The sequence below is a fragment of the Aliiglaciecola sp. genome (assembly GCF_039982535.1).
GTDB lineage: Bacteria > Pseudomonadota > Gammaproteobacteria > Enterobacterales > Alteromonadaceae > Aliiglaciecola.
The window spans coordinates 53,535-75,599 of record NZ_JBDWYG010000031.1; the positions used below are offsets into that span (position 1 = coordinate 53,535).

Annotated in this window: 18 protein-coding genes and 4 tRNA genes; 17 read left to right on the forward strand and 5 right to left on the reverse strand. The window is 41.7% G+C overall.

Going from position 1 to position 22,065, the window contains the following annotated elements; genetic code table 11:
• Window positions 1-66 precede the first annotated feature (66 nt).
• The 6 genes from ABJV04_RS06865 to ABJV04_RS06890 all read left to right on the forward strand — a co-directional run bounded on the left by ABJV04_RS06865 (window position 67) and on the right by ABJV04_RS06890 (window position 8,515).
• The gene (locus ABJV04_RS06865; protein WP_348490573.1) at window positions 67-2,526 is read left to right on the forward strand and encodes a DNA translocase FtsK 4TM domain-containing protein; all 2,460 of its coding nucleotides are present in this window, start codon (window positions 67-69) and stop codon (window positions 2,524-2,526) included.
• 5 nt (window positions 2,527-2,531) lie between these two features.
• On the forward strand, window positions 2,532-3,179 hold the full coding sequence (lolA, locus tag ABJV04_RS06870; protein ID WP_348490574.1) for an outer membrane lipoprotein chaperone LolA: 648 nt from the start codon (window positions 2,532-2,534) through the stop codon (window positions 3,177-3,179).
• Window positions 3,180-3,181: 2 nt separating this feature from the next.
• Window positions 3,182-4,489, forward strand: a complete 1,308-nt coding sequence (locus ABJV04_RS06875) for a replication-associated recombination protein A (RefSeq protein WP_348490576.1) — start codon at window positions 3,182-3,184, stop codon at window positions 4,487-4,489.
• A gap of 12 nt (window positions 4,490-4,501) precedes the next feature.
• Window positions 4,502-4,885: a fluoride efflux transporter CrcB gene (crcB, locus tag ABJV04_RS06880; RefSeq protein WP_348490577.1), complete on the forward strand. Its 384-nt coding sequence runs from the start codon at window positions 4,502-4,504 to the stop codon at window positions 4,883-4,885.
• A 10-nt stretch (window positions 4,886-4,895) separates the two neighbouring features.
• On the forward strand, window positions 4,896-6,191 hold the full coding sequence (gene serS / locus ABJV04_RS06885) for a serine--tRNA ligase (RefSeq protein ID WP_348490579.1): 1,296 nt from the start codon (window positions 4,896-4,898) through the stop codon (window positions 6,189-6,191).
• Between the two features lie 308 nt (window positions 6,192-6,499).
• Entirely contained in the window at window positions 6,500-8,515 is a 2,016-nt protein-coding gene (locus ABJV04_RS06890; RefSeq protein WP_348490581.1) for a DUF4157 domain-containing protein, read from the forward strand.
• Window positions 8,516-8,544: 29 nt separating this feature from the next.
• Here ABJV04_RS06890 and ABJV04_RS06895 read toward each other — a convergent pair whose 3' ends face one another.
• The 5 genes from ABJV04_RS06895 to ABJV04_RS06915 form a co-directional block, all read right to left on the reverse strand.
• Complete coding sequence (locus tag ABJV04_RS06895; protein ID WP_348490583.1) at window positions 8,545-8,883, reverse strand: TusE/DsrC/DsvC family sulfur relay protein; 339 nt, start codon at window positions 8,881-8,883, stop codon at window positions 8,545-8,547.
• A gap of 8 nt (window positions 8,884-8,891) precedes the next feature.
• Complete coding sequence (gene tusB, locus ABJV04_RS06900; RefSeq protein ID WP_348490585.1) at window positions 8,892-9,179, reverse strand: sulfurtransferase complex subunit TusB; 288 nt, start codon at window positions 9,177-9,179, stop codon at window positions 8,892-8,894.
• Entirely contained in the window at window positions 9,176-9,535 is a 360-nt protein-coding gene (tusC, locus tag ABJV04_RS06905; RefSeq protein WP_348490587.1) for a sulfurtransferase complex subunit TusC, read from the reverse strand. The genes tusB and tusC overlap by 4 nt, the downstream gene beginning before the upstream one ends.
• A complete protein-coding gene (gene tusD / locus ABJV04_RS06910) occupies window positions 9,532-9,924 on the reverse strand; it encodes a sulfurtransferase complex subunit TusD (protein WP_348490588.1) in 393 nt (130 codons plus the stop codon). Before tusD ends, tusC begins: the two co-directional genes overlap by 4 nt.
• Before the next feature lie 89 nt (window positions 9,925-10,013).
• Window positions 10,014-10,691, reverse strand: a complete 678-nt coding sequence (locus ABJV04_RS06915) for a Bax inhibitor-1/YccA family protein (protein ID WP_348490590.1) — start codon at window positions 10,689-10,691, stop codon at window positions 10,014-10,016.
• 306 nt (window positions 10,692-10,997) lie between these two features.
• Here ABJV04_RS06915 and ABJV04_RS06920 point away from each other — a divergent pair.
• The 11 genes from ABJV04_RS06920 to ABJV04_RS06970 all read left to right on the forward strand — a co-directional run bounded on the left by ABJV04_RS06920 (window position 10,998) and on the right by ABJV04_RS06970 (window position 22,020).
• A tRNA-Ser gene (locus tag ABJV04_RS06920) sits at window positions 10,998-11,089 on the forward strand.
• A gap of 445 nt (window positions 11,090-11,534) precedes the next feature.
• Window positions 11,535-12,179 (forward strand): UvrY/SirA/GacA family response regulator transcription factor, encoded by a 645-nt coding sequence (gene uvrY / locus ABJV04_RS06925; RefSeq protein WP_348490592.1) that lies wholly within the window; start codon window positions 11,535-11,537, stop codon window positions 12,177-12,179.
• Window positions 12,180-12,188: 9 nt separating this feature from the next.
• Window positions 12,189-14,018 (forward strand): excinuclease ABC subunit UvrC, encoded by a 1,830-nt coding sequence (uvrC, locus tag ABJV04_RS06930; protein ID WP_348490594.1) that lies wholly within the window; start codon window positions 12,189-12,191, stop codon window positions 14,016-14,018.
• A 78-nt stretch (window positions 14,019-14,096) separates the two neighbouring features.
• Window positions 14,097-14,678 carry a CDP-diacylglycerol--glycerol-3-phosphate 3-phosphatidyltransferase gene (gene pgsA / locus ABJV04_RS06935; protein WP_348490595.1) on the forward strand — a complete coding sequence of 194 codons (582 nt, stop codon included), beginning with the start codon at window positions 14,097-14,099 and terminating at the stop codon, window positions 14,676-14,678.
• Window positions 14,679-14,840: 162 nt separating this feature from the next.
• Window positions 14,841-14,916: transfer RNA gene (locus ABJV04_RS06940), tRNA-Gly, on the forward strand.
• 4 nt (window positions 14,917-14,920) lie between these two features.
• A tRNA-Cys gene (locus ABJV04_RS06945) sits at window positions 14,921-14,994 on the forward strand.
• A gap of 67 nt (window positions 14,995-15,061) precedes the next feature.
• A tRNA-Leu gene (locus ABJV04_RS06950) sits at window positions 15,062-15,148 on the forward strand.
• A gap of 576 nt (window positions 15,149-15,724) precedes the next feature.
• On the forward strand, window positions 15,725-16,621 hold the full coding sequence (locus ABJV04_RS06955) for a YihY/virulence factor BrkB family protein (RefSeq protein WP_348490597.1): 897 nt from the start codon (window positions 15,725-15,727) through the stop codon (window positions 16,619-16,621).
• Between the two features lie 439 nt (window positions 16,622-17,060).
• Window positions 17,061-20,321 carry a glycoside hydrolase family 15 protein gene (locus tag ABJV04_RS06960; RefSeq protein WP_348490599.1) on the forward strand — a complete coding sequence of 1,087 codons (3,261 nt, stop codon included), beginning with the start codon at window positions 17,061-17,063 and terminating at the stop codon, window positions 20,319-20,321.
• A gap of 115 nt (window positions 20,322-20,436) precedes the next feature.
• The gene (locus tag ABJV04_RS06965; RefSeq protein WP_348490601.1) at window positions 20,437-20,817 is read left to right on the forward strand and encodes a VOC family protein; all 381 of its coding nucleotides are present in this window, start codon (window positions 20,437-20,439) and stop codon (window positions 20,815-20,817) included.
• A gap of 288 nt (window positions 20,818-21,105) precedes the next feature.
• A complete protein-coding gene (locus ABJV04_RS06970) occupies window positions 21,106-22,020 on the forward strand; it encodes a choice-of-anchor L domain-containing protein (RefSeq protein WP_348490602.1) in 915 nt (304 codons plus the stop codon).
• Window positions 22,021-22,065 lie beyond the last annotated feature (45 nt).

A 22,065-nucleotide genomic window follows, 5' to 3' on the forward strand; every position in this document is an offset into this window, starting at 1 on the left:
GATTTTGGCACTGTCACTGGTAAGGTAAGGGTATAAAAATAACACCTTGAATTGAATTATAGTTTTATGGCGCGTCTGACTGGAATACAACGAATAATGGAAGTCGGCATGATTTTATCATGTGCTTTCGCATTTTTTATTCTCCTTGCTCTAGCATCTTTTAATAGTGCAGACCCAAGTTGGTCTCAAGCTGGTTTTCAAGGCAATATCCACAATTGGGTAGGAACCATTGGTGCTTGGTTCGCCGATGTGCTTTTTTTCAGTTTTGGACGATTCGCCTATATTTTACCGTTTATCATAGCCTTCACTGGTTGGTTTTTGTTTCAGCAAGTTAAACGTATTGAACAAATTGACTACCTAACCATAGGTCTGCGTATTATCGGCTCTATATTGTTCTTAGTGGGCATCTCGGGCATTTTGAGTATTAACTTCGATGATATTTTCCACTTCTCAGCGGGCGGTATGATTGGAGATGTCATTAGCACCTCGTTAATCCCTTATTTTAGTCTTGTGGGGACCACCTTATTACTTTTGTGTTTTTTATTAACTGGTTTGACGTTGGTTACGGGGATTTCCTTAGTTACCGTAATCGACAAGCTGGGTGAAGTGAGCATTAAGTCTGGCTTATTTTTGTATCAAGCTCCTAAACTTATTGAGCAAAGCCCGATAGCTAGATTGTCATTTAAACCTTCCAATAAGGAAGAAAAAGACAATGATGTAGAAATTACCACTTTTAAAGCCGCTGAGCGGGCAACACCTGTTGAGCCATCAATTACGATTCCCGATGAAATTTTTGAACAGCCAGAGCCTGAGCCGAAGCCCAGTATTTTGTCTGTCTCTGAGCTTAAAAAGAAAATATCCGGTAAAAAGGACAAACAAAAGTCAGATGACACTGAGTCAAACCACAGGCAGCAATCTAGTCACGATGCCCCCAAGGTAATACCAACACCAACACCAACTCAGAATACCTCAACGCCAAATTTGAATGGCAATACAAATTCTGACACGGTAGGGGAGGGTGATGAGTCATTAGGTCCATTACCGTCTTTCGATTTGTTAGAGCGCGCCGACAAAGTGAAAAACCCGATTACTCAAGAAGAGTTAGATATGGTTTCTCGCTTAGTGGAAGAAAAATTAGCAGATTTTAATATTGAAGCTAAAGTGGTTGGTGTCTTTCCAGGCCCGGTGATTACTCGGTTCGAACTAGATCTTGCTCCTGGTGTAAAAGTTAGTCGAATTACTGCGCTGTCTAAAGATTTGGCGCGAGCCATGTCGGCGATGTCGGTGCGAGTGGTGGAAGTGATCCCCGGCAAATCTGTTATTGGCCTTGAACTGCCGAACAAAAATAGAGAAATGGTACGTTTGAGTGAAGTTATTGCCTGCCAAGCGTTCCAAGGCAATGAATCAGCATTGACTATGGTGTTAGGTGCAGACATATCCGGTAAACCGGTAATTGTGGATCTAGCTAAAATGCCTCACTTATTAGTGGCGGGTACCACCGGCTCTGGTAAATCTGTGGGGGTCAATGTAATGATCCTCAGTTTGTTATACAAATCTTCCCCTGAAGATGTTCGCATGATCATGATTGACCCGAAAATGCTTGAACTTTCGGTATATGAAGGTATTCCTCATTTATTGTCTGAAGTGGTAACAGACATGAAAGAAGCGGCGAATGCACTACGTTGGTGTGTTGGCGAAATGGAACGCCGTTATCGGTTGATGTCAGCCTTGGGCGTGCGAAACCTCAAAGGCTATAATGCAAAAGTAAAACAGGCTATTGAAGACGGTAATCCTATCAAAGATCCCCTGTGGAGATTTGAAGAAAGCATGGAAACCGTAGCCCCTGATTTAGAAAAATTACCCGCTATAGTGGTGGTGGTAGACGAATTTGCTGACATGATGATGATTGTTGGTAAAAAAGTGGAAGAATTGATTGCACGAATCGCACAAAAAGCCCGGGCCGCAGGAATTCATTTAGTTCTTGCCACACAGCGTCCTTCAGTGGATGTAATTACCGGCTTGATAAAAGCAAATATTCCTACTCGGATTGCGTTTCAGGTATCGTCGAAAATTGACTCTCGAACTATTTTAGACCAACAAGGAGCTGAGTCTTTGTTGGGTATGGGTGATATGCTGTATTTACCCCCAGGTACCGGCGTACCAACTCGAGTACATGGTGCTTTTGTGGATGATCATGAAGTACACGCAGTGGTAGCGGATTGGAAAAAACGCGGCGAACCTAATTACATTGATGAGATCCTCAATGGCGAAAGCAGTGCGGAAGTCTTATTACCCGGTGAGCAACCAGAGGGCGCAGATCAGGAGTTTGATGCATTTTACGATGAAGCCGTAGCGTTTATTACCGAATCGAGACGGGCATCGGTATCAAGTGTGCAGCGTAAATTTAGAATTGGTTACAATCGTGCAGCACGATTAGTTGAACAAATGGAGCAAAGTGGCGTCGTAAGTGCAGCGGGTCATAATGGTACTCGTGAAGTTTTAGCACCACCGCCACCAAAGGATTAATCAAAATGAGACGTAAATTAATCAAAACAACTTCTTTATTTATCAGCGTCTGGATGCTGATGTTACTAAATGCCGGTTTGGCAAATGCCAATCAACAACAAGAGTTTGCTGGTGAACAGTTAAAACGAAAATTGTTAACCTTAAAGACATTTACCGCAGCCTTCGAACAAAAAGTTACGGATGGGCAGGGGGAGTTAGTCCAAGAATCCTCCGGTCAAATGACATTAAAACAACCCAATTTAATGATATGGAAAGTTAACGCGCCAGATGAAAATCTTATGGTCGCGGATGGAACCACACTTTGGTATTCAGACCCTTTTGTGGAACAAGTTACAGCCATTAATCAAGCCGATTCGGTATCCAACAACCCTATCGTATTATTAACCAATCCAAGCAATGAACAGTGGTCAGAGTTTACCATTAGCTACTCTGATGATGAGGTCTATAGCATTATTGCAATTTCTCCAGAGTCGCAAATCAGCGAATTAAAACTAAAGTTTGAAAATAATCAATTGAGCCAGTTAAGTTTTATCGATCGTCAACAACAAACAAGTGAACTTACATTTTCAGATGTAAAACAAAATATTCAAATCGGTGATGAGCAATTCGTTTTTGCCATTCCCGATGGTTTTGATTTGGACGATCAACGTTAAAAATGGAATTGGATTTTAACGACACGCCTTCATTTGAACCCTTAGCGGCAAAAATGCGACCTAAAACCGTTGATCAATATGTAGGTCAACAACATATTATTGGGCCGGATAAGCCTCTGCGAAAATCATTAGAAAATGGCAACTGCCATTCGATGATCCTCTGGGGGCCACCTGGTACAGGTAAAACAACTCTAGCTGAGATCATTGCCAGTCACTGTGATGCTCATATTGAGCGGATTTCAGCGGTTACCTCTGGGGTTAAAGATATCCGCAGTGCCATTGAAGTCGCCAAACAACATGCCGCGGTGAAAAGTAAACGAACGATTTTGTTTGTAGATGAAGTCCATCGATTCAATAAAGCCCAACAAGATGCATTTTTACCCTTTATAGAGGACGGTACCGTGACCTTTATTGGCGCAACCACGGAAAACCCCTCTTTTGAGCTAAACAACGCCTTGTTATCTCGTGCCCGAGTATATGTGTTGCAGGCATTGAATAACGATGACTTACAACAAGTTATTGAACAGGCGTTAACGGATAATGAAAGAGGCTTAGGCAAGCAAAACATTCAATTAGATGAAGATGCGCAAAAACGTTTAATTGAATTAGCTGGCGGTGATGCCCGTCGCTTGCTCAATTATTTAGAACTCAGTGCTGATTTTGCCGAAAATAGTCATATAAAGCTCAATACCGTTGCTCAAGCGGTGGGTGAGAAAGTTTCACAGTTTGATAAGGGCGGCGATTTATTTTATGACATGCTGTCGGCGTTTCATAAATCCGTTCGCGGTTCTTCTGCTGATGGTGCTTTATATTGGTACGCCAGAATATTAACGGCCGGTGGTGATGCCTTAGCAGTAGCAAGACGTTTATTAGCTATCTCCACTGAAGACATTGGCAATGCCGACCCTAGAGCCATGCAAGTATGTTTAAATGCTTGGGATATTTATCACAGGGTAGGAGCAGCCGAAGGTGAGCGAGCCATTGCTCAGGCGACTATTTATTGTGCTTGTGCGGCAAAAAGTAACGCAGTGTACACAGCATTTAAAGCCGCTATGGCGGATGTGAAAGATAAACCCGATTATCCTGTTCCGGCACATTTACGAAACGCGCCTACTAAGATAATGGCCGACTTGGGATATGGAAAAGATTATCGATATGCCCATAATGAACCCCATGGTTATGCAGCGGGTGAAACCTATCTACCTGAAGAAATGCAGGATACTGAATATTATCAACCAGTTGAGCGTGGACTTGAGACTAAAATTAAGGCTAAATTACGCTTTCTCAAAGATTTAGATGGTAAACAGTAAAAAGGGTAATTAATGACGCACAGTATCGCTATTTATGGTTACATCGCTGCAGGTGGAGCAGTTGGTGCGTGCATGCGCTTTTTTCTTTCACAAATGATGCTGCAATGGTTTGGTAAAGGCTTTCCTTTTGGTACACTGCTGGTCAATGTAGTTGGTTCGTTTTTTCTTGGCTTGGTATACGCTCTGATTGAACACGGGCAAATAGAAATAGTTGTATGGCGAACTGCAATTGGTATCGGTTTACTCGGTGCTTTTACTACCTTCTCAACGTTCTCTGTGGATACTTTGTTGCTTCTGCAACAAGGGCTTTGGTTGAAAGGAATCCTAAATATCGTTTTAAATATAACCTGTTGTCTATTCGCAGCATGGTTAGGAACGCAATTGGTTAAAGGTTAATAATTAACAGATGTTAGATCCAAAATACTTACGTAATGATATAAACGAAACTGCGGAAAAACTAAAACGCCGTGGTTTTACCCTTGATGTTGACGCATTTAATGCATTAGAAGAACGTCGTAAATCGTTGCAAATGCATACCCAAGAATTGCAAAATGAACGTAATGTTCGTTCTAAGTCCATTGGTAAAGCGAAAGCATCTGGTGAAGATATTGCGCCTCTATTAGCAGAGGTGGGTAAATTAGGTGATGAACTTGATGCCGCAAAATCTGAATTAGCTGAGTTATTAGAGGAAATTGCTGCTTGGTCTCAAGGCATTCCAAACCTTCCTGACGATTCAGTTCCCGTTGGTGTTAATGAAGATCAAAATGTGGAAGTCAGTCGCTGGGGTACACCTAGAGAGTTTGATTTCGAGGTGAGTGATCACGTAGACGTTGCAGAAAAGTTGGCAAAAGGCCTAGACTTTGAAACCGGTGTCAAACTGTCGGGTTCTCGCTTTGTTGTTATGCGCGGTCAAATTGCCCGTTTAAACCGTGCAATTACGCAGTTTATGTTGGATTTGCACACCTCTGAGCATGGTTACACTGAGATGTACGTTCCCTACTTGGTGAATGAAGCCAGTATGTTCGGAACCGGCCAATTTCCAAAGTTCAAAGAAGACGCGTTTCACACAATGCCAGCAACTGAAGAGGGGCAGGGGTTATCGTTGATCCCAACCGCAGAAGTACCTTTGACGAATACCGCTCGTGATGAAATATACAGTGCAGCTGATTTACCAATTAAATTAACCGCGCATACACCATGTTTTCGTAGTGAAGCCGGATCCTATGGTAGAGATACAAAAGGCCTAATTCGTAATCACCAGTTCGATAAAGTTGAAATGGTTCAGTTGGTCAAAGGGGAAGATTCTTTTGATGCATTGGAAGAGTTAACCGGACATGCTGAAAAAGTACTGCAATTGCTAGAGTTACCTTATCGCAAAATGTTGTTGTGTACTGGCGATATGGGCTTCGGATCATGTAAAACCTACGATTTGGAAGTGTGGTTACCGGCGCAGAACACCTACCGTGAAATTTCATCTTGTTCGAATATGTTGGACTTCCAAGCACGCAGAATGCAAGCCAGGTATCGTAACCCTGAAACCAATAAACCAGAGTTACTGCACACCTTAAATGGCTCAGGTTTGGCAGTAGGACGTACGTTAGTGGCGATTCTTGAGAATTATCAGCAGCAAGATGGTTCTGTCACCGTTCCTAAAGTGTTAGTTCCTTATATGAATGGTTTAGAAGTGATCAAAGCTAGCTAAAATCAATAGCTATTAAATCGACGATAACTATCTCGGTTTATTTCTAATCTTAAAGGATGCAGCATGATTTATGCTGCATCCTTTTTTTATTCCATTTGGCCAGTAGTAATACCGCAGGGATGCTCGCCAAATCCTAACTTTCTTATCTATTGGCCTGTTCAAACCGACAATATAATGATTTTCATCCCAATAAATAGACCCATTTGAATAAATCAAGTATGTGGTCTACTCTCATTATTTACCTGTAAGTTAGGGTGTTATTTTTCTCCAATAAATAATTTTTCAATTTACACAGAGAAGCAATGATAATGGGTTATAAATCGCTGCAAAAACAATCATCTGCGCAACCTGTGGCTGCGGAGAATAGTAAATCGCACCCGGCACCCGCAGCGACAAAAGCCAACCCTCTATGGTGCAAATTGGCTTTAAATGTAGATCGTACTGCACCTAGGGGAGTGCAACGAAAAAAAATAACCGTGGGGGCTGCGAACGACATTTTCGAACAACAAGCGGATGCCGTAGCCAATGCAGTCGTTGGTAAACAAAATAGCTCGAGTCCAACCATAAGCAGCGCAACCACCAACAGCCTTCAGAAAAAACTAAAAAGCGAAGATGAGGAAAGCCTACAACGAAAATGTGAGGCTTGTGAAAGCGAAGAAGAAAACCTGCAACGCAAAGCAGATACACTTGGCAACGTCGCTCCCTCTGCCAATGTGCAAAGTGCGGTAAACAGCCCAGGTATTGGCAGTCACTTATCCCAGGAAGTACGCAATAAAATAGAGCCGGTTTTGGGCGCAGATCTTTCAAGTGTGCGGGTTCACAACAACAGCCAATCTCAACGGGCCGCGAAAGATATTCATGCCCTTGCATTTACGTATCACAACAACATTTTTTTGGGCGCAGGTCAAAGTCAAAACGATTTGGGTTTAATGGCACACGAAGCGACTCATGTGCTGCAGCAAAGTGGACAGGGCAACCTATTGCAACGACAAGACACTGGGTCCTCCGCAAGAGGCGCTTGGCAAATCGGACGTTATGTTTTTAATGCAGGCGTTGATTGGGTGGAGAAAGAAGTCCCTGGCGGAAGACTTGCCACCAACGCAGCACGGAGTCTTTATAATAGTGCAAACCCGCTGATTAGTAGAGGCAGACATCTGGCCGAACGCATTACTGAAGAATCGGTGTTTGGTGCTGCGGGAGACTCTGATTTACGGAGTATCACCTTCAATGGTGCGCAAGTAAGTGTTGTTGGCAACCCTGGCTTTTCAGCACCAGCGGTTTCAGGTCTGCAATCCCATGCGCGCAATGCTAGGGGGATTGACTATACTGACCCACTTTACCAGGATCAACTTAACCTAGGCCCAATACCAGAGGGTGAATACTACGTTATTCCATCTGAAGTACAGTCCAGTAGTACACACAACTTTAGCCAATCAAGTTGGGGCCATTATAGAGTCATTTTGCATCCCACTTTACTCACTTATCAGCACAGGGTGATTCTCAGGAGAGGGGGCGGTTTCTATTTACACCAAGACGCCAACAATAATGGCACGGCGGGATGTATCGGTCTTATCAAGGATAGCGACAATCGGCGTTTATTAGAGCGCATTCGCGATGCCTCTGGGCCCGTACCTGTCACGGTCCGTTACAGCCAAGCTCCCCTTGAGCAGAGCCGACAAGAGGCAAATGAAGATTGCCCTAGTTGCGAACCCGCGGCATTAACTCGAAGCATAACCCACCCCAACGCTTCGACAGCAACACATTCTACGCCAGCTGAAGGTGCTTGGGCCGCCGCCCTAATCGCCCTCGATCCCAACGGCGGTGAAATTCTCGTGACTGGAGAAGCGCTTCGCCGAGTGCGCGAAAATAAAGGCACTCGCCGGGCTTGGCATCAACTGATGCGGCAATTACTTAGCTATAGATTTAATAACCGCGCCGGAATTCGTAGCACCTTCTTTCGACCTAAAAAAGCCATTGCATACGGCGGAAACTACTTTGATCCGTCAGACTATTTCACTACGGGGACTTGGTTAATAGGTCATTGTTTTCCCACCGCACAATTACAGTTTAGTTACTGCCGTGACAGCAGCGGTTCAGGATTGCGCGGAATAGTTCATGCAGTTTGGGTTATTCACGATGACCTAGATTTAGAACCTGGGCAAGGTCGCGGAGCGGTATATAATACCGGGGCACGAATTTTGACGCGTGTCTGGCATGACACACTGGGCGGGCGCAGAACTGCCCCAGTTTATGTCACTTGGGAGGAATCTCGTGGTTTTTGCCTCTCAGACTCTGGTCAGCTGACTTTTTATCCCGTCAGCTAACATTGCTAGACAGTTACCTAATTAACCTACTACAGACATTTTGCCGGTTTTGGTAAGCCTGCAATCTTAGTTGCCTGTTTAGCTGGGCCTTTAGGAAATAAACGTTGTAAGTAGCGGCTATTGCCTTTTTCTGGGCCGTATTCGTTGGCCATGGCTTTCACCAAGGCTCGAATGGCAGGGCTGGTATTAAATTCTAAATAAAAGTTTCGAACAAAGTTAACCACTTGCCAGCGGTTTTCATCCAGTTCTATATTTTCACCGGCAGCAATAACCTCCGCAAGTTCAGGCTCCCAGTCTTCTACAGATAACAGGTATCCCATTTTATCTGTGGCTATTTTTTTATTGTTAAATTCGATGAAATGTTCCATTTATTCTGTTACCAAGATATGACTTTATCGTACTCAAGTGATAAGGCGACAAAGCCATCATAATCAATTTGAGTAATTGCTTGTTCTGAACAGCTTATGCCCCTAGCAACGCAGTCTGGCTGCAAGGCATAGACATTTTTAGTTCGTTGTATAATGGGCTCGAAAATAAGCGCTGAATTTAATCCGTAGACCGCATCTTCCATCAACAGTATGCCGTCGTTAGGATCAATACGAGATAACGCACTGATTAGGTTCGATTGTGAAAAAGGGCTGACTGAAAATTTATGTAAGATCATGATAGTGTAATTATATTATCAGATTTTTGAAGTTGCGCATTTAACTCTGTTTGGGTTAATAGCTGACAACTTACATTTAATTGAGCTTTTTCAAGCCCCCGTTTTTGTAAACTTTCTTTGCACACAAATATATTTTCAACATCGTAAAATTCGAAAGCACCAAAGCTTTTGGCAAAATGCTTGTGTTCTAGTTCATCTGGTTTTTGGGTGTTAAGCAACTGAAAAACACCGTCATCCACAAAAAACACACTGACACCTTGGCCAAAACTAGCGGATGCGAGCACTAAATCCACAGACTCTTGGCCAGCATTGTTTGTTATGGGGCCAGATTGATTAATGATTGCCAGTGACTTCAAAATTGAATACTCCTGTCACTCTCATTGAGCATGCTTACCAGCTCTCCAATGCCCACAGACTCGAAAGGCGCATTAAGGTTAAATAGGTTAGGGGTGTCGTTCTGTATGGCATCTTGCTCGCTTAGAATGCCACGACGATTAGCTGCAGTCACACATACCTGTAAAGGAAATGCATACTTTTGTGCTATTTCACACCATTTGGGATACATAGCCAATTCATCAGAGAGCATGGTTTGAAACGAATTGGCAAGCTCCACTCCTGACTGATAAAAGAACACACCTGTTATGCTGTGGCCAGCTTCTAAGGCGGCTTGAGTAAAACGGTAGGCGCTGTAACAACCTTGAGATTCAAGTGGGGAAGAGGTCACTATTATGCAGAAACTAGCCAAATCATGATTCCGTGGTTCTGGTGGCAATCGAATGCCACATAAAAAAACACCCCAGCAAATGCTGAGGTGTTTTAGCATATCAAAAAATATTAATCGTCGCCGCCAAATGCACCAAGTAGGTGTAAAATAGAGGTGAACAAGTTATAGATGTTTAAATACATTGAAACAGTAGCGCGAATATAATTGGTTTCGCCACCATTCACAATACGACTTGTATCAAACAAAATCAGACCAGACATAATGAATACGATAGCTGCGCTAATGGCTAAACTAAGTACCGGAATCGCTAAGAAGATGTTAGCAAGACTCGCTACAATCGCAACAATTAAGCCGACCATCAAAAAACCGCCCATAAAAGAAAAGTCTTTTTTGGTAGTTAATACATATGCTGACAATCCAAAGAATACCAACGCAGTGGTACCTAAAGCTTGCATAACAAGTGCTGCACCACCTGGGAAAGCCAAGTAGTAATTAAGCATTGGCCCTAAAGAGCCACCTAATAATCCAGTAAAAGCAAAAACAAACAAAATTCCTTTCGAGCTGTTTGCTACTTTATTTAAGAAAAATATCATAACTAACGCAGCTAGACTCATCATCATTGCTGCACCTTGGCTTAGGCCCATCGCCATTGCCGCGCCAGCACACACTGCACTAAAGGCCAATGTCATTGCCAGTAGCATGTAAGTATTGCGAAGAACCTTATTGGTCTCCAATACTGACGGGCGTGAGCCAACCCTGTCTATATGAGCATAACGATCTTGATCCATAAAATAACCTCCAATAGGCTTATAAAAGTGAGTGACTAAGCAAAATGCTTGAGTATTGTTTAATTAGTGTATTTGTATGGTGTTTGGTTCACTTTTTCAAGTGTTATCGTATTAACTCTTTGTAACAAGCCATATATCGTTGAAATAGCGACCAAATTGGACAAAGAAAGAGCACTTGAATAAAAATTTGCGTATTACCCTTTACAAGCAGCAAAAAGGCCATTAATATTCGCCCCACTTCGAAAGCGCTGAAACATTTTACTTAAAAAGTGACATGATTTAGACTAATATTGAAGTAGACAATTCGGATAGCTGGCAGAGCTCGGTTTAATGCACCTGACTTGAAATCAGACGTACGGTCAAACGTACCGGGGGTTCGAATCCCTCGCTATCCGCCACATTAGAAAAACCCGCACATGTTGCGGGTTTTTTGCGTTTATACCTCGAAGAAAAGTTTGTGTCCATGGCCTGAAGGCCATGCTACAGCATTGTAGGCGATGGCTTTAGCGCCGTGGTGGTCAATTCAAAGGTTTGGTTGATAGGTTTGTGACAATGGCCTAAAGGCCATGCTACAGCATTGTTGGTGGGGGCCGTGAATAATCGTCATTTAGTGTTGATTTATTACCCTTTTCTAGCAGTTTTCATAGGTAAACTTCAAATTAACCCTATACAGGTTATTTTTAATCCCGCTATAATTGTTTCATACATGTTTCCTCAAAAAGGATTTTAGGATTTAGTCAGAATTTCGTTACAGTCTAATTGCTTTAATATGCATTTAATCAGCAAAATGTTGGTAACGAAGTCTAATGAATTTAATGATGTTGATTGATTTTGAGGTAAACCTTGATAAAACTGCTTTTAGTCGATGATCACGAACTGGTGAGAACTGGTATCCGACGTATTCTTGAAGATGTAGATGACTTTAAGGTTGTTGGTGAAGTTAATAATGGTGAAGAAGCGATTAAGTTTTGTCGAAATTCTCCGCCAGACATCGTGCTAATGGATATGAATATGCCAGGCATTGGTGGTTTAGAAGCGACTAAACAAATCATTCATTATGCGCAAGATTCAAAAGTTATAGTGGTATCGGTGCACACTGAAAACCCTATTCCTGCTCGGGTGATGCAATTAGGGGCTTATGGTTACATCACCAAAGGCACAGATCCCCAAGAAATGGTCATCGCTATACGTAAGGTATCTTCTGGTCAACATTATATTGCCCCTGAAATAGCGCAGCAAATTGCTATTGGTCAATTAAATCTTAATGAAGTCAATCCGTTTGAACAGTTATCTCGTCGAGAATTAGAGATAACTATAATGTTAACCAAGGGAAGTAGAGTGCCAGATATTGCCAATAAACTGAATATCAGCGCTAAGACGGTTAACACTTACCGATACCGTATGTTCGAAAAATTAAAAGTTGGGTCAGATGTGGAATTAACCCATTTAGCTCTGCGTCATAATTTAATCGATACTAATCAATTGTAATCAAACGGTATGACAGAAAAAGCAATTCCTTTTGATCACAAAGGCTTTTTAAAAAATCTCACGTCTAAACCCGGTGTTTACCGGATGTATAATGACAAAAACGAGGTTATTTACGTTGGCAAAGCCAAAAACTTAAAAAAACGTGTATCTAGTTATTTTCGAACCAACGTAGATAGCATTAAAACACAGTCTCTTGTCAGGCAAATAGCTGATATGGATGTGACTGTTGTCCACAGTGAAACAGAAGCCTTTATTCTAGAAAATAACTTCATCAAAAAATACAAACCTCGTTACAACGTGGTGTTAAGAGATGACAAATCATATCCTTTCATTTTTCTATCTGAACATAAACATCCCCGTTTAACGCTCCACCGTGGCGCTAAAAAGGCAAAAGGAAGTTATTTTGGCCCTTATCCTAGTGCTTGGGCCGTGCGAGAAAGCCTCAGAACCATGCAAAAGCTTTTTCCTATTCGTCAGTGTGAAGACAGTTATTATCGGGCTAGAAGCCGTCCGTGTTTGCAATATCAATTGAAACGCTGCGCAGGACCATGCGTGGAAGGTTTAGTCTCTGATGAGGAATATAACGAACAAATAAAACTTGCTACTTTGTTCTTAAAAGGAAAAAACCAACAAGTAATTGAAAGTTTAGTTGCAAAAATGGAACAAGCTAGCAGTGAATTACGGTTTGAGTCAGCAGGCCGTTATCGTGACCAAATTAGTGCTTTGAATAAAGTACAAGAACAACAATGGGTCAGTGGTAATGAACAAGAAATGGATGTGCTCGGTTTTGTTTATCGAAATGGCATCGCCAGTATCCAAGGATTGTTTATTCGAGATAATAAATTATTAGGCAGTAAAAGCTTTTTCCCCAAGGTACCTAGTCAAACCACTGAAATGGAAATTCTCCAATCCTTTGTTCTTCAGTTTTATTTAGCTGGCAATAAAACCATACCAAAACAAATCGTTATGCCTATGGGTTTAGAAGATGAAGAGGCAATAACCGAGCTGTTAAGTGCCGAAGCTGGTTACAAAGTAAAGTTTTATAAAGGTGCCAGAGACGAAAAGAAACGGTATTTACAGCTAGCCATCACCAATGCGGAGAATGCCCTAGAAGCGAAACAAAACCAGCAGAAATCGGTTTTCGCGCGATATTTAGAATTGGAAAAAGTATTGGAATTTGAACAACCGATTCAGCGTATGGAGTGTTTTGATATTAGTCATACATCTGGTCAGCAAACGGTTGCATCTTGTGTAGTGTTCAATCGTGACGGGCCATTTAAAACAGACTATCGTCGTTATAATATTGAGGGCATTACACCTGGCGATGACTATGCCGCTATGGCTCAAGCCTTAAGTCGACGTTATAAACAACCTACTGATGAATCTAAAATTCCAGATATTGTTTTTATTGATGGTGGCAAAGGACAGTTGGCTCAGGCAGAAGGGCACTTTGAAAATTGGAAGGCGGCTAAAAAGCCTTTGTTGATCGGCGTTGCTAAAGGAACCAGTCGAAAACCTGGACTAGAGACACTTATTCTTGCTGGGAATCATGATACTATACCTCTGTCAGCCGATTCCCCAGCATTACATTTGATTCAGCATATACGAGATGAGTCCCACCGTTTTGCTATTACCGGTCACCGACAACAGCGTCAAAAAGCCAAGCGGACTTCAGTATTAGAGTCAGTACCTGGAGTCGGCGCTAAGCGGCGCCAGAGTTTATTGAAGTATATGGGGGGGATCCACGGTGTCTTAAAAGCTAGCCGAGACGAAATATCCCGAGTTCCTGGAATTAGTGAAGAGCTTGCAGATATTATTTATGAGCATCTGCATTCTTAAGCAATTTCAAAAACGACCAAAATTCAAAGACAATCAATTTTCAAAGATTGCAAAAACAAGTAAAGGTTAGAAAGAAGTATGTGGACAATTCCAAATATCATTACCATGTTAAGAGTGGTACTCATTCCTGTTTTTGTGGTGGTGTACTTTCTTGATTGGGAGTGGGCGAGACAGGCAGGCGCATTTATATTTTGGTTTGCAGCCTTAACCGATTGGTTTGATGGTTATTTAGCACGTAAATTAAAACAGTCCTCTGCATTTGGCGCATTTCTCGATCCTGTGGCTGATAAATTAATCGTTGCCGCTGCTTTAATAATGATTACCCATAGTTACAACACTGTGTGGATTACTGTTCCAGCAATTTTGCTTATGTCACGGGAAGTTTATATTTCTGCTTTGCGAGAATGGATGGGCCAACAGGGCAAGCGCGATGTTGTTGCGGTATCATTTATTGGTAAAGCAAAGACAATGGCACAAATGCTTGCTTTAATCGGTTTGCTGTCGGAAATGGATTATTTTATGGGATTCCCCATCTATTGGGTGAAGTTGGGATATGTCTTATTGTATATTTCTACCATATTATCTACTTGGTCGATGATTTCTTATACAGTGGCAGCATGGAAAAGTTTAACCTCTAGGGATCAAGCTAGTACAAAATAAACGCGGTTTGCTCGAAATTGAGGCGTTTAAGTCATTTTTCGTGCAAACAGTACAAAATCATCATTTTTGTTGTTGACAGTTATCTCTGTGAATGTAAAATGCACGCCATCATTTAGCGAGAGCCAAATGTAATTAACTGAAAAGATTTGAAAACAGTTAAATGCGGGAATAGCTCAGTTGGTAGAGCACGACCTTGCCAAGGTCGGGGTCGCGAGTTCGAGTCTCGTTTCCCGCTCCAAATTGGCGGAATGGCAGAATGGCTATGCAGCGGATTGCAAATCCGTGGATCTCGGTTCGACTCCGGGTTCCGCCTCCATAAAGCCTCCTCATAAACTTATGAGGTAATGCAAGACCCTCTCACAGGTTATGTGAGTTCATCCGATGCCCGGGTGGTGAAATTGGTAGACACAAGGGATTTAAAATCCCTCGATCGTAAGATCGTGCCGGTTCAAGTCCGGCCCCGGGCACCATTCTTTCTAAAAGAATTCTGTACTACATCTATTCTCTATCTCAGAGATGTTTAATCCATATTATTATTTCTATTTGACCTCTGCTCTTCGTCATGGCCTAAAGACCATGCTACGGAACATAGATATCGATTCCATGGCCTAAAGGCCAAGCTACAGCGAAATTTTTATTGTAGGTGGTGGCCTTTAGCCCCGCGGTAGTTAATTCAAGGCTGTGGGTGGCAGGTTTGTGTCCATGGCCTAAAGGCCATGCTACGGAACATGGATATTGATTTTATGGCCTAAAGGCCAGGCTACAGCCAAATTTGTATTGTAGGCGGTGGCTTTAGCCCCGCGGTTGTTAGTTCAAGGCTGTGGGTGGCAGGTTTGTGTCCATGGCCTAAAGGCCATGCTACGGAACGTGGATATTGATTTCATGGCCTAAAGGCCATGCTACAGGCGGGCGGATTCTAATCTCTGTTGCATAGCGGGGGGATGTGTTTTACTCTGCTTTGCTTTAAACACTACCTCATTGACAATAGTTACTCCGGCATTTTAGTTGGGTTAGCCTATTGAGTTTAGCTACGGAGAATTGCTGCGATGCACTTTGTGCACTATTGGAAAAATATATTACGGGATACCGCCAAGTTGTGGTTGGATGAAAATGCGTTTAGCTATGCCGGTGCTTTGGCTTTTTACACGTTATTTTCTTTAGCGCCAATCGTTATTATTGCGGTCACCGTTATCGGCGTAGTGTTAGGCGAAGATGCTGCTCAAGGTCAAATTGTGGCTCAATTTGCAGACATTATGGGCAAAGAGGCAGCTGAAGTGGTCGAACGTACCGTAAGCCAATCTCGAATTGAAGCATCTGGAATTTTACCTACTTTGCTTGGCGTTGGTGCGTTGATGCTCGGTGCAACTACCGTATTCGGTCAAATGCAGTATTCTTTAAATTCGATTTGGGGGGTAACAGCAAGTCCTGATCGTAATGGCTTATTTTTACTCGCTAAAAAGCGTTTGTTTTCATTAATGGTCGTACTGTCAATCGGTTTTGTTTTACTTACATCCCTTCTTTTAGGCGTTGCATTGCGAGCTGTGCTTAATTTTACCGCTGAGTTTTTACCCTTCGTAGAACTGTTACTTGGCAGTGCTGAATTTATAGTTTCTTTAGGGATGATTGCATTGCTATTTGCCACCATTTTTAAAGTGTTACCCGACGTTAAGCTCAGTTGGAAAGACGTGATGGTTGGTGCCATGGTCACAGCCGTCTTGTTCTCTTTAGGACGGTATGGAATTGCTGCATACCTAGCATACACTGCTACGGCGTCTGCGTATGGTGCTGCTGGTTCCGTGGTAATCATTTTACTGTGGGTTTATTACTCATCATTAATATTGTTGTATGGTGCCGCATTTACGCGTGTTCATTTGTTAGCAAGGGGCAAGGAAATTGTGCCACGTAATACGGCTGTGCGGGTAGATAAGCGTATTTTATCCTAATAAAAATATATTCAGGTAATAGGTCATTCATTAACTTGCACTTAATTCGAGCAAAGATCCCATCACATTGACTTATTTTAACTAGCTTTCTGGTTTATTTGATGGTGATATTATGGTTTACTTAATCGATTTAGAAAAATTGTTTATAGAATTATAATGTTAGATAAAACACCCGTTAGTTTCCGTATGTTTGTAGAGTCTAACTAGGAACTTATGGGGCTTGAAAGCAACAGCAAATAAATTTGGCCTGAACTTTGCTGGTTTTTATAGCTAGGTTAGACCTTGTGATAGTGATTATTATCTAATTAATTACTTGGTTTACAATCCACTTTTGAGATCACAGTGGTAATTTATCGATCATATAAGCAACGTACAGTGATTAACTATTTTCAAGATGCCCATTTTTCAGCATCTATTATCCACAGTGGTAGGAACGATTATGCAAGACATTCATCTAAGGGCGAACCTAGATAAATATTATCAACAAATTAAAGCCGTCATAATAGACAAGCAACACCCAATATCTGGACTACTGCCAGCAAGCACCGCAATAACAAACCATGGCAATTATCAAGATGCCTGGGTGCGAGACAACGTTTATAGTATTTTAGCCGTTTGGGGTCTTGCTTTAGCCTATCGTCAGCTAGATGATGATGGTGGTCGAGGGTTTGAACTTCAGCAGCGCACAGTCAAATTAATGCGCGGTTTATTGCGTTCAATGATGAGTCAGTCATCGAAAGTTGAAGCTTTTAAGAAAAGTCGCAGTCCAAAAGATTCTTTACACGCAAAATACGATACTGCCACCGGCGATAACGTTGTTGCTGACCATGAGTGGGGGCATTTGCAAATTGATGCCACATCTGTCTTTTTATTAACCCTCACGCAAATGATTGCGTCGGGTTTAGAGCTCATTTGGAGCGATGAAGAAGTCGACTTTGTCCAAAACCTAGTCTTTTATATTGAACGAGCCTATCGGACTCCAGATTTTGGTATCTGGGAGCGAGGAGCGAAATCCAATAGTGGCCACGTGGAGTTAAATGCCAGCTCGTTAGGAATGGCCAAAGCGGCGTTAGAAGCGCTGTCAGGTTTCAATCTGTACGGTGCTAAAGGTTCACAAAGCTCGGTCATTCACGTAGTGCCAGATAATATTGCCCAAGCCAACATTACCTTGAGTGAAATGTTACCCCGTGAGTCAATTACCAAAGAAATTGACGCCGCTTTGCTGAGCGTGGTTGGTTTTCCTGCTTTTGCGGCACCGAGTCAAACCCTCAGTGATAAAGTTCGAAGCAAAATTATTAATAAGCTTGAGGGCCGTTATGGTTTAAAACGTTTTCTACGTGATGGGCATCAAACGGTTTTAGAAGATGAAGAGCGTTTACATTACGAAGAGCAGGAATTAAAGCAGTTTGAAAATATAGAATCAGAATGGCCTTTATTTTATGCGTATTTGTATTTAGACGCCATTTTCCGCGACGATCGCGAACAAGTGGAACACTATCGAAATCGTTTAGACTCAGTAATGGTGGAGCAAGATGGTCATTTATTACTTCCTGAATTGTACTATGTTCCTTTAGAGTCAATTGAAAAAGAGCGCGAAAACCCACATTCACAAGACCGCTTACCAAATGAGAATGTCCCCCTAGTGTGGGCTCAGAGTCTGTTTTTGTTAGGAGCGATGTTAGAAGATGGTTTATTGCGTCCTGGAGATTTGGATCCCATCGGACGTCGTCATGTTAAACCTAGTAAAAAGCCAGTTGTCCAACTGGTGTTTTTAGCAGAAGACGAAGCGCTTCAATCTGAATTAGCAGGTAGTGGTTTAATAACCGAAACAATCAGTGACATTTCTCCTGTTAAGGTGTGTCGACCTGAAGATATCGCCAATATGTATTCACAGGTGGGGGCAAATTCTTCATTGGGACTAACGGGGCGTTCTTTTAGGATCCCTAAAAGTTTAACCACTAGTCGGGTTTATGCTTTAGGAAAATCACGATTTGTGTGCTTAACACCGTCGTTTATCCAGCAAGCTTTCTTTTTAAGTTATGACATCGACTTTTTAGTGCGACGATTTAAAAGTGAATTGAGTTATTTGCATCGAAATTGGACAGAAAGTGGCAGACCGACGGTCACTGTTATGCTAACTCATCAAATGTTAGATGCCGATAGAACCTCGTTTTTTGAATTAATTAAAAATATAGACTCTGGTTATGTCAATGATATTCCAGTGAAGTTGGGTAAAATGGCGCAGCTCATCCCAACAGCGGCTATCGAGCGATTTGTAGATTTGAATGGTTATGAATTGCCGGAAGAAATTTCCGTTAGTACAACGCCATTTAGAACCACGTTAATCTCTAGTAATTCCAATGCGCCTCTAACCCAAGGCGAAGAACTAGAAATATCTTTTATCACCGACACTCAATTGTTAGCAGACCGATTAGCGGCCTCAGATAACTTGTTTGAACAAGTGGAGTTGCTATCGGTATTGGTTAAACTTCAGGGGTTAAATTCTACAATTACCTACAGTGACAGTTGTTACCGATTAACTGATGCCTTAGAAGAGGTATACAGTGAAGCAGGGCGTTTACGCTTATGGTCAGTGCTACGACATGCTGCTGGTTTATTAGAAAAAGTGGATGGCGATCTTGGATTAGTCGTTAGCGCCATTTTGGTTGCACAAAAGAATATTCAAGTGGGACGCTCTTATACTGATGAGTCTTTAATATCTAGGCCATTAACGGATGAAGCGTTAATGAAAAAAATTCATCACTACTGCCGTGATGATGTGCGTGATCAGATTTTAACCCAAGAGGTTTTACTTTGTCTTGGGCTATTAATAAAAGCTCGACCTGAGTTATTCAGAGAATTAATGACCATTCGAGTCAGTTACCTAATTATTTTGTTGACTAGCCAAATAGCGCGCTCTGAAAATCTAGCGACTGATGAAGCTTATGAAAAGCTCATGGCAATGGCACCATCGGTAATTCAAGAACGTTTGGAAGCGGTGCTAGAAGATTACCAATCTCTTTCTGATCTGCCTATGAAAATGGAAAAATTGCATGCCAAAGGTATCTCAGAAAAACTAAATTGGCAGCAAGATTTAGGCTTAGAGCAACTTTCTCCGCCTAAAGATGGCTGGCTGGTTTGGCGACAACATCAAGGAATTATTGACCGTCGTTCAGCATCATTTAATAAGCAAATTTGGCGCATACTGCATCACACTACAGGATTAGTGATTGGTAATAAGATGGATCGTAGAAACCGCATTGATAGTGGTGTAGTGCTCAGCGATATGACTCCAGGGGAGACTGCATTTGCGTTAATAACAGAACATATGTTGAACAATATTCATGCCGCTGAGTATCGTCAATTAACCATCGAGTCTTTAAACGCAATGGCCAGCTTTTTTGAACAAAACCCAAGTTTGAAAATTGATGAACCCATTATTGTTGATGCTGCAATCGGTCATGCCGTTAATTTAGCGTATCTTGACAAATTCCCAGACCGAGCTAACCGTTACTCCGACTATAAAAGTCAGGCGTGGGAGTATTTTTACACCATCTCACCACAACAAACCACGGCATTTATTGTATCTGCATTGAGTATGTTGCTAACTGTTCGTCCGAGTGCTAATGACGACTCGGGCCCAGGTGGTGATGTTGAAGAAGAACTTATTCATCAGGATACCGAGGCAACTAAAAAATAATGAATTAACGATGTTAATAGTTATTAATAACTATTTAACCTTTGATAAACAATAGATTATTGCAGTTTTTCACGTTAATCTATTCATTCAAAATAAGTTTTAACGGAGTTAAGATATGTTTAGTCACATTATGTTAGGCGCAAATAGTATCGAAGAATCGAAAGCGTTTTATGATGCTACTTTCGCTGAGTTAGGTTGCAAACCTGGTGTCATTGACCCTAAAGGTCGCTGTTTTTATATAACTGATACTGGTATTTTCGCAATTACTAAACCAATTAATGGTGAGCCTGCTAGTCATGGTAATGGCAGTACTATTGGTTTTTCAGTAGATAGTCCAGAGCAAGGGGATGCTTGGCATGCTGCTGGTTTGGCAAATGGTGGTACTGACTGTGAAGATCCTCCTGGGATCCGCAAATCTCCTTCAGGTGACATGTATTTAGCTTATTTGAAAGATCCAGCTGGAAATAAACTCTGTGCTTTGAAGCGCATGGGCTAAGCGTTACATTATTTATATTTATGTCTGCCGAATAAGGCAGGCATAAATTTTTAACTTGTTATCTTTTCCTTATACCTCTAATTCAGTTTTTTCCGTCACAATTTTCTGTCAAATAAATTTACACATCTACTCCTTTAAGCAACCAGCTTGTTTTTATGTTTTTGTTTTTACAAAGGTAAATATTTTGGCCTCTGTTATGCATGCTCTTAAAATGAACAAAACTCAAGGAGTAGAGGTATCATTGGGTTTTAAGATAAAACATGTTTACATTTGATAAGGATTAATCTAATGAAAATAAAAAACCTCGGCATTTCGCTATTCTTCGTCACCTCTTTTAGTGCTAACGCAGGATTGTTAGGACTGGATTTAATTGAAACTGGCGATGACGCTATCTCTGATATTACCAGTTCTTTGGTTGTTTCCGGTGGTGGTGTAAGTGTAATTGCTGGTAGTGAAACCTTTGTAGGGGCAATTGGTGATGGTATCAATAGCAACTCTGCCCAGTCTGGTATTTTTTCCGGTGTTAATATTACTGATGGCTCTTCTACTGTTAGTATGGGAGAAGGTGCAGTATTAACCAGTGGTACAGCGAACATACCTAGTATTAACACTGATACAAGTTTTGACCCTTTCACTCCAGGAACCGGAGGTGATGCAGACTTAAGCGCAATTTTAAATGACGCGGGTGCGCCATCATCAATAACCAATGATGTCAATTTTATAGAATTTGATTTCATGTTGGGCGCAGGTTTTAACGCTATATCTCTTGATTTCATATTCGGTAGTGATGAGTTTCCAGATCAGGGAGTCACTGATGTGTTCGGTGTATTTGTCGATGGAACCAACTATGCGTTTTTTCCTGATTCAAGTTTAGTGTCGTTTGTTGAAGGAGCTAATGCGAGTAACTTTTTGGATAATACAACAGGATTATTCGATATTGAGTATGATGGATTTAGTCAGAACTTAAATTTAATCGGTCTGGTTGATGAAAGTTTAACTCAGCATACCCTTAAAATTGCTATCGCAGATACGTCAGACAGCATTTTTGATAGTGGCGTGTTTTTAAGTAACCTAACTGGTATTTATACAGACAACGACGGCGGAGTGAATAATCCACCGACTACCAACGTCGATGAACCTCTAGGTGCTTTTTTATTGCTAAGTGGACTAGGTTTAATGATGCGGTTGAGACGTCGTAGCTAAGTGGATTTGTGAGAATAAAAAAGACCAGGTTTAACTTGGTCTTTT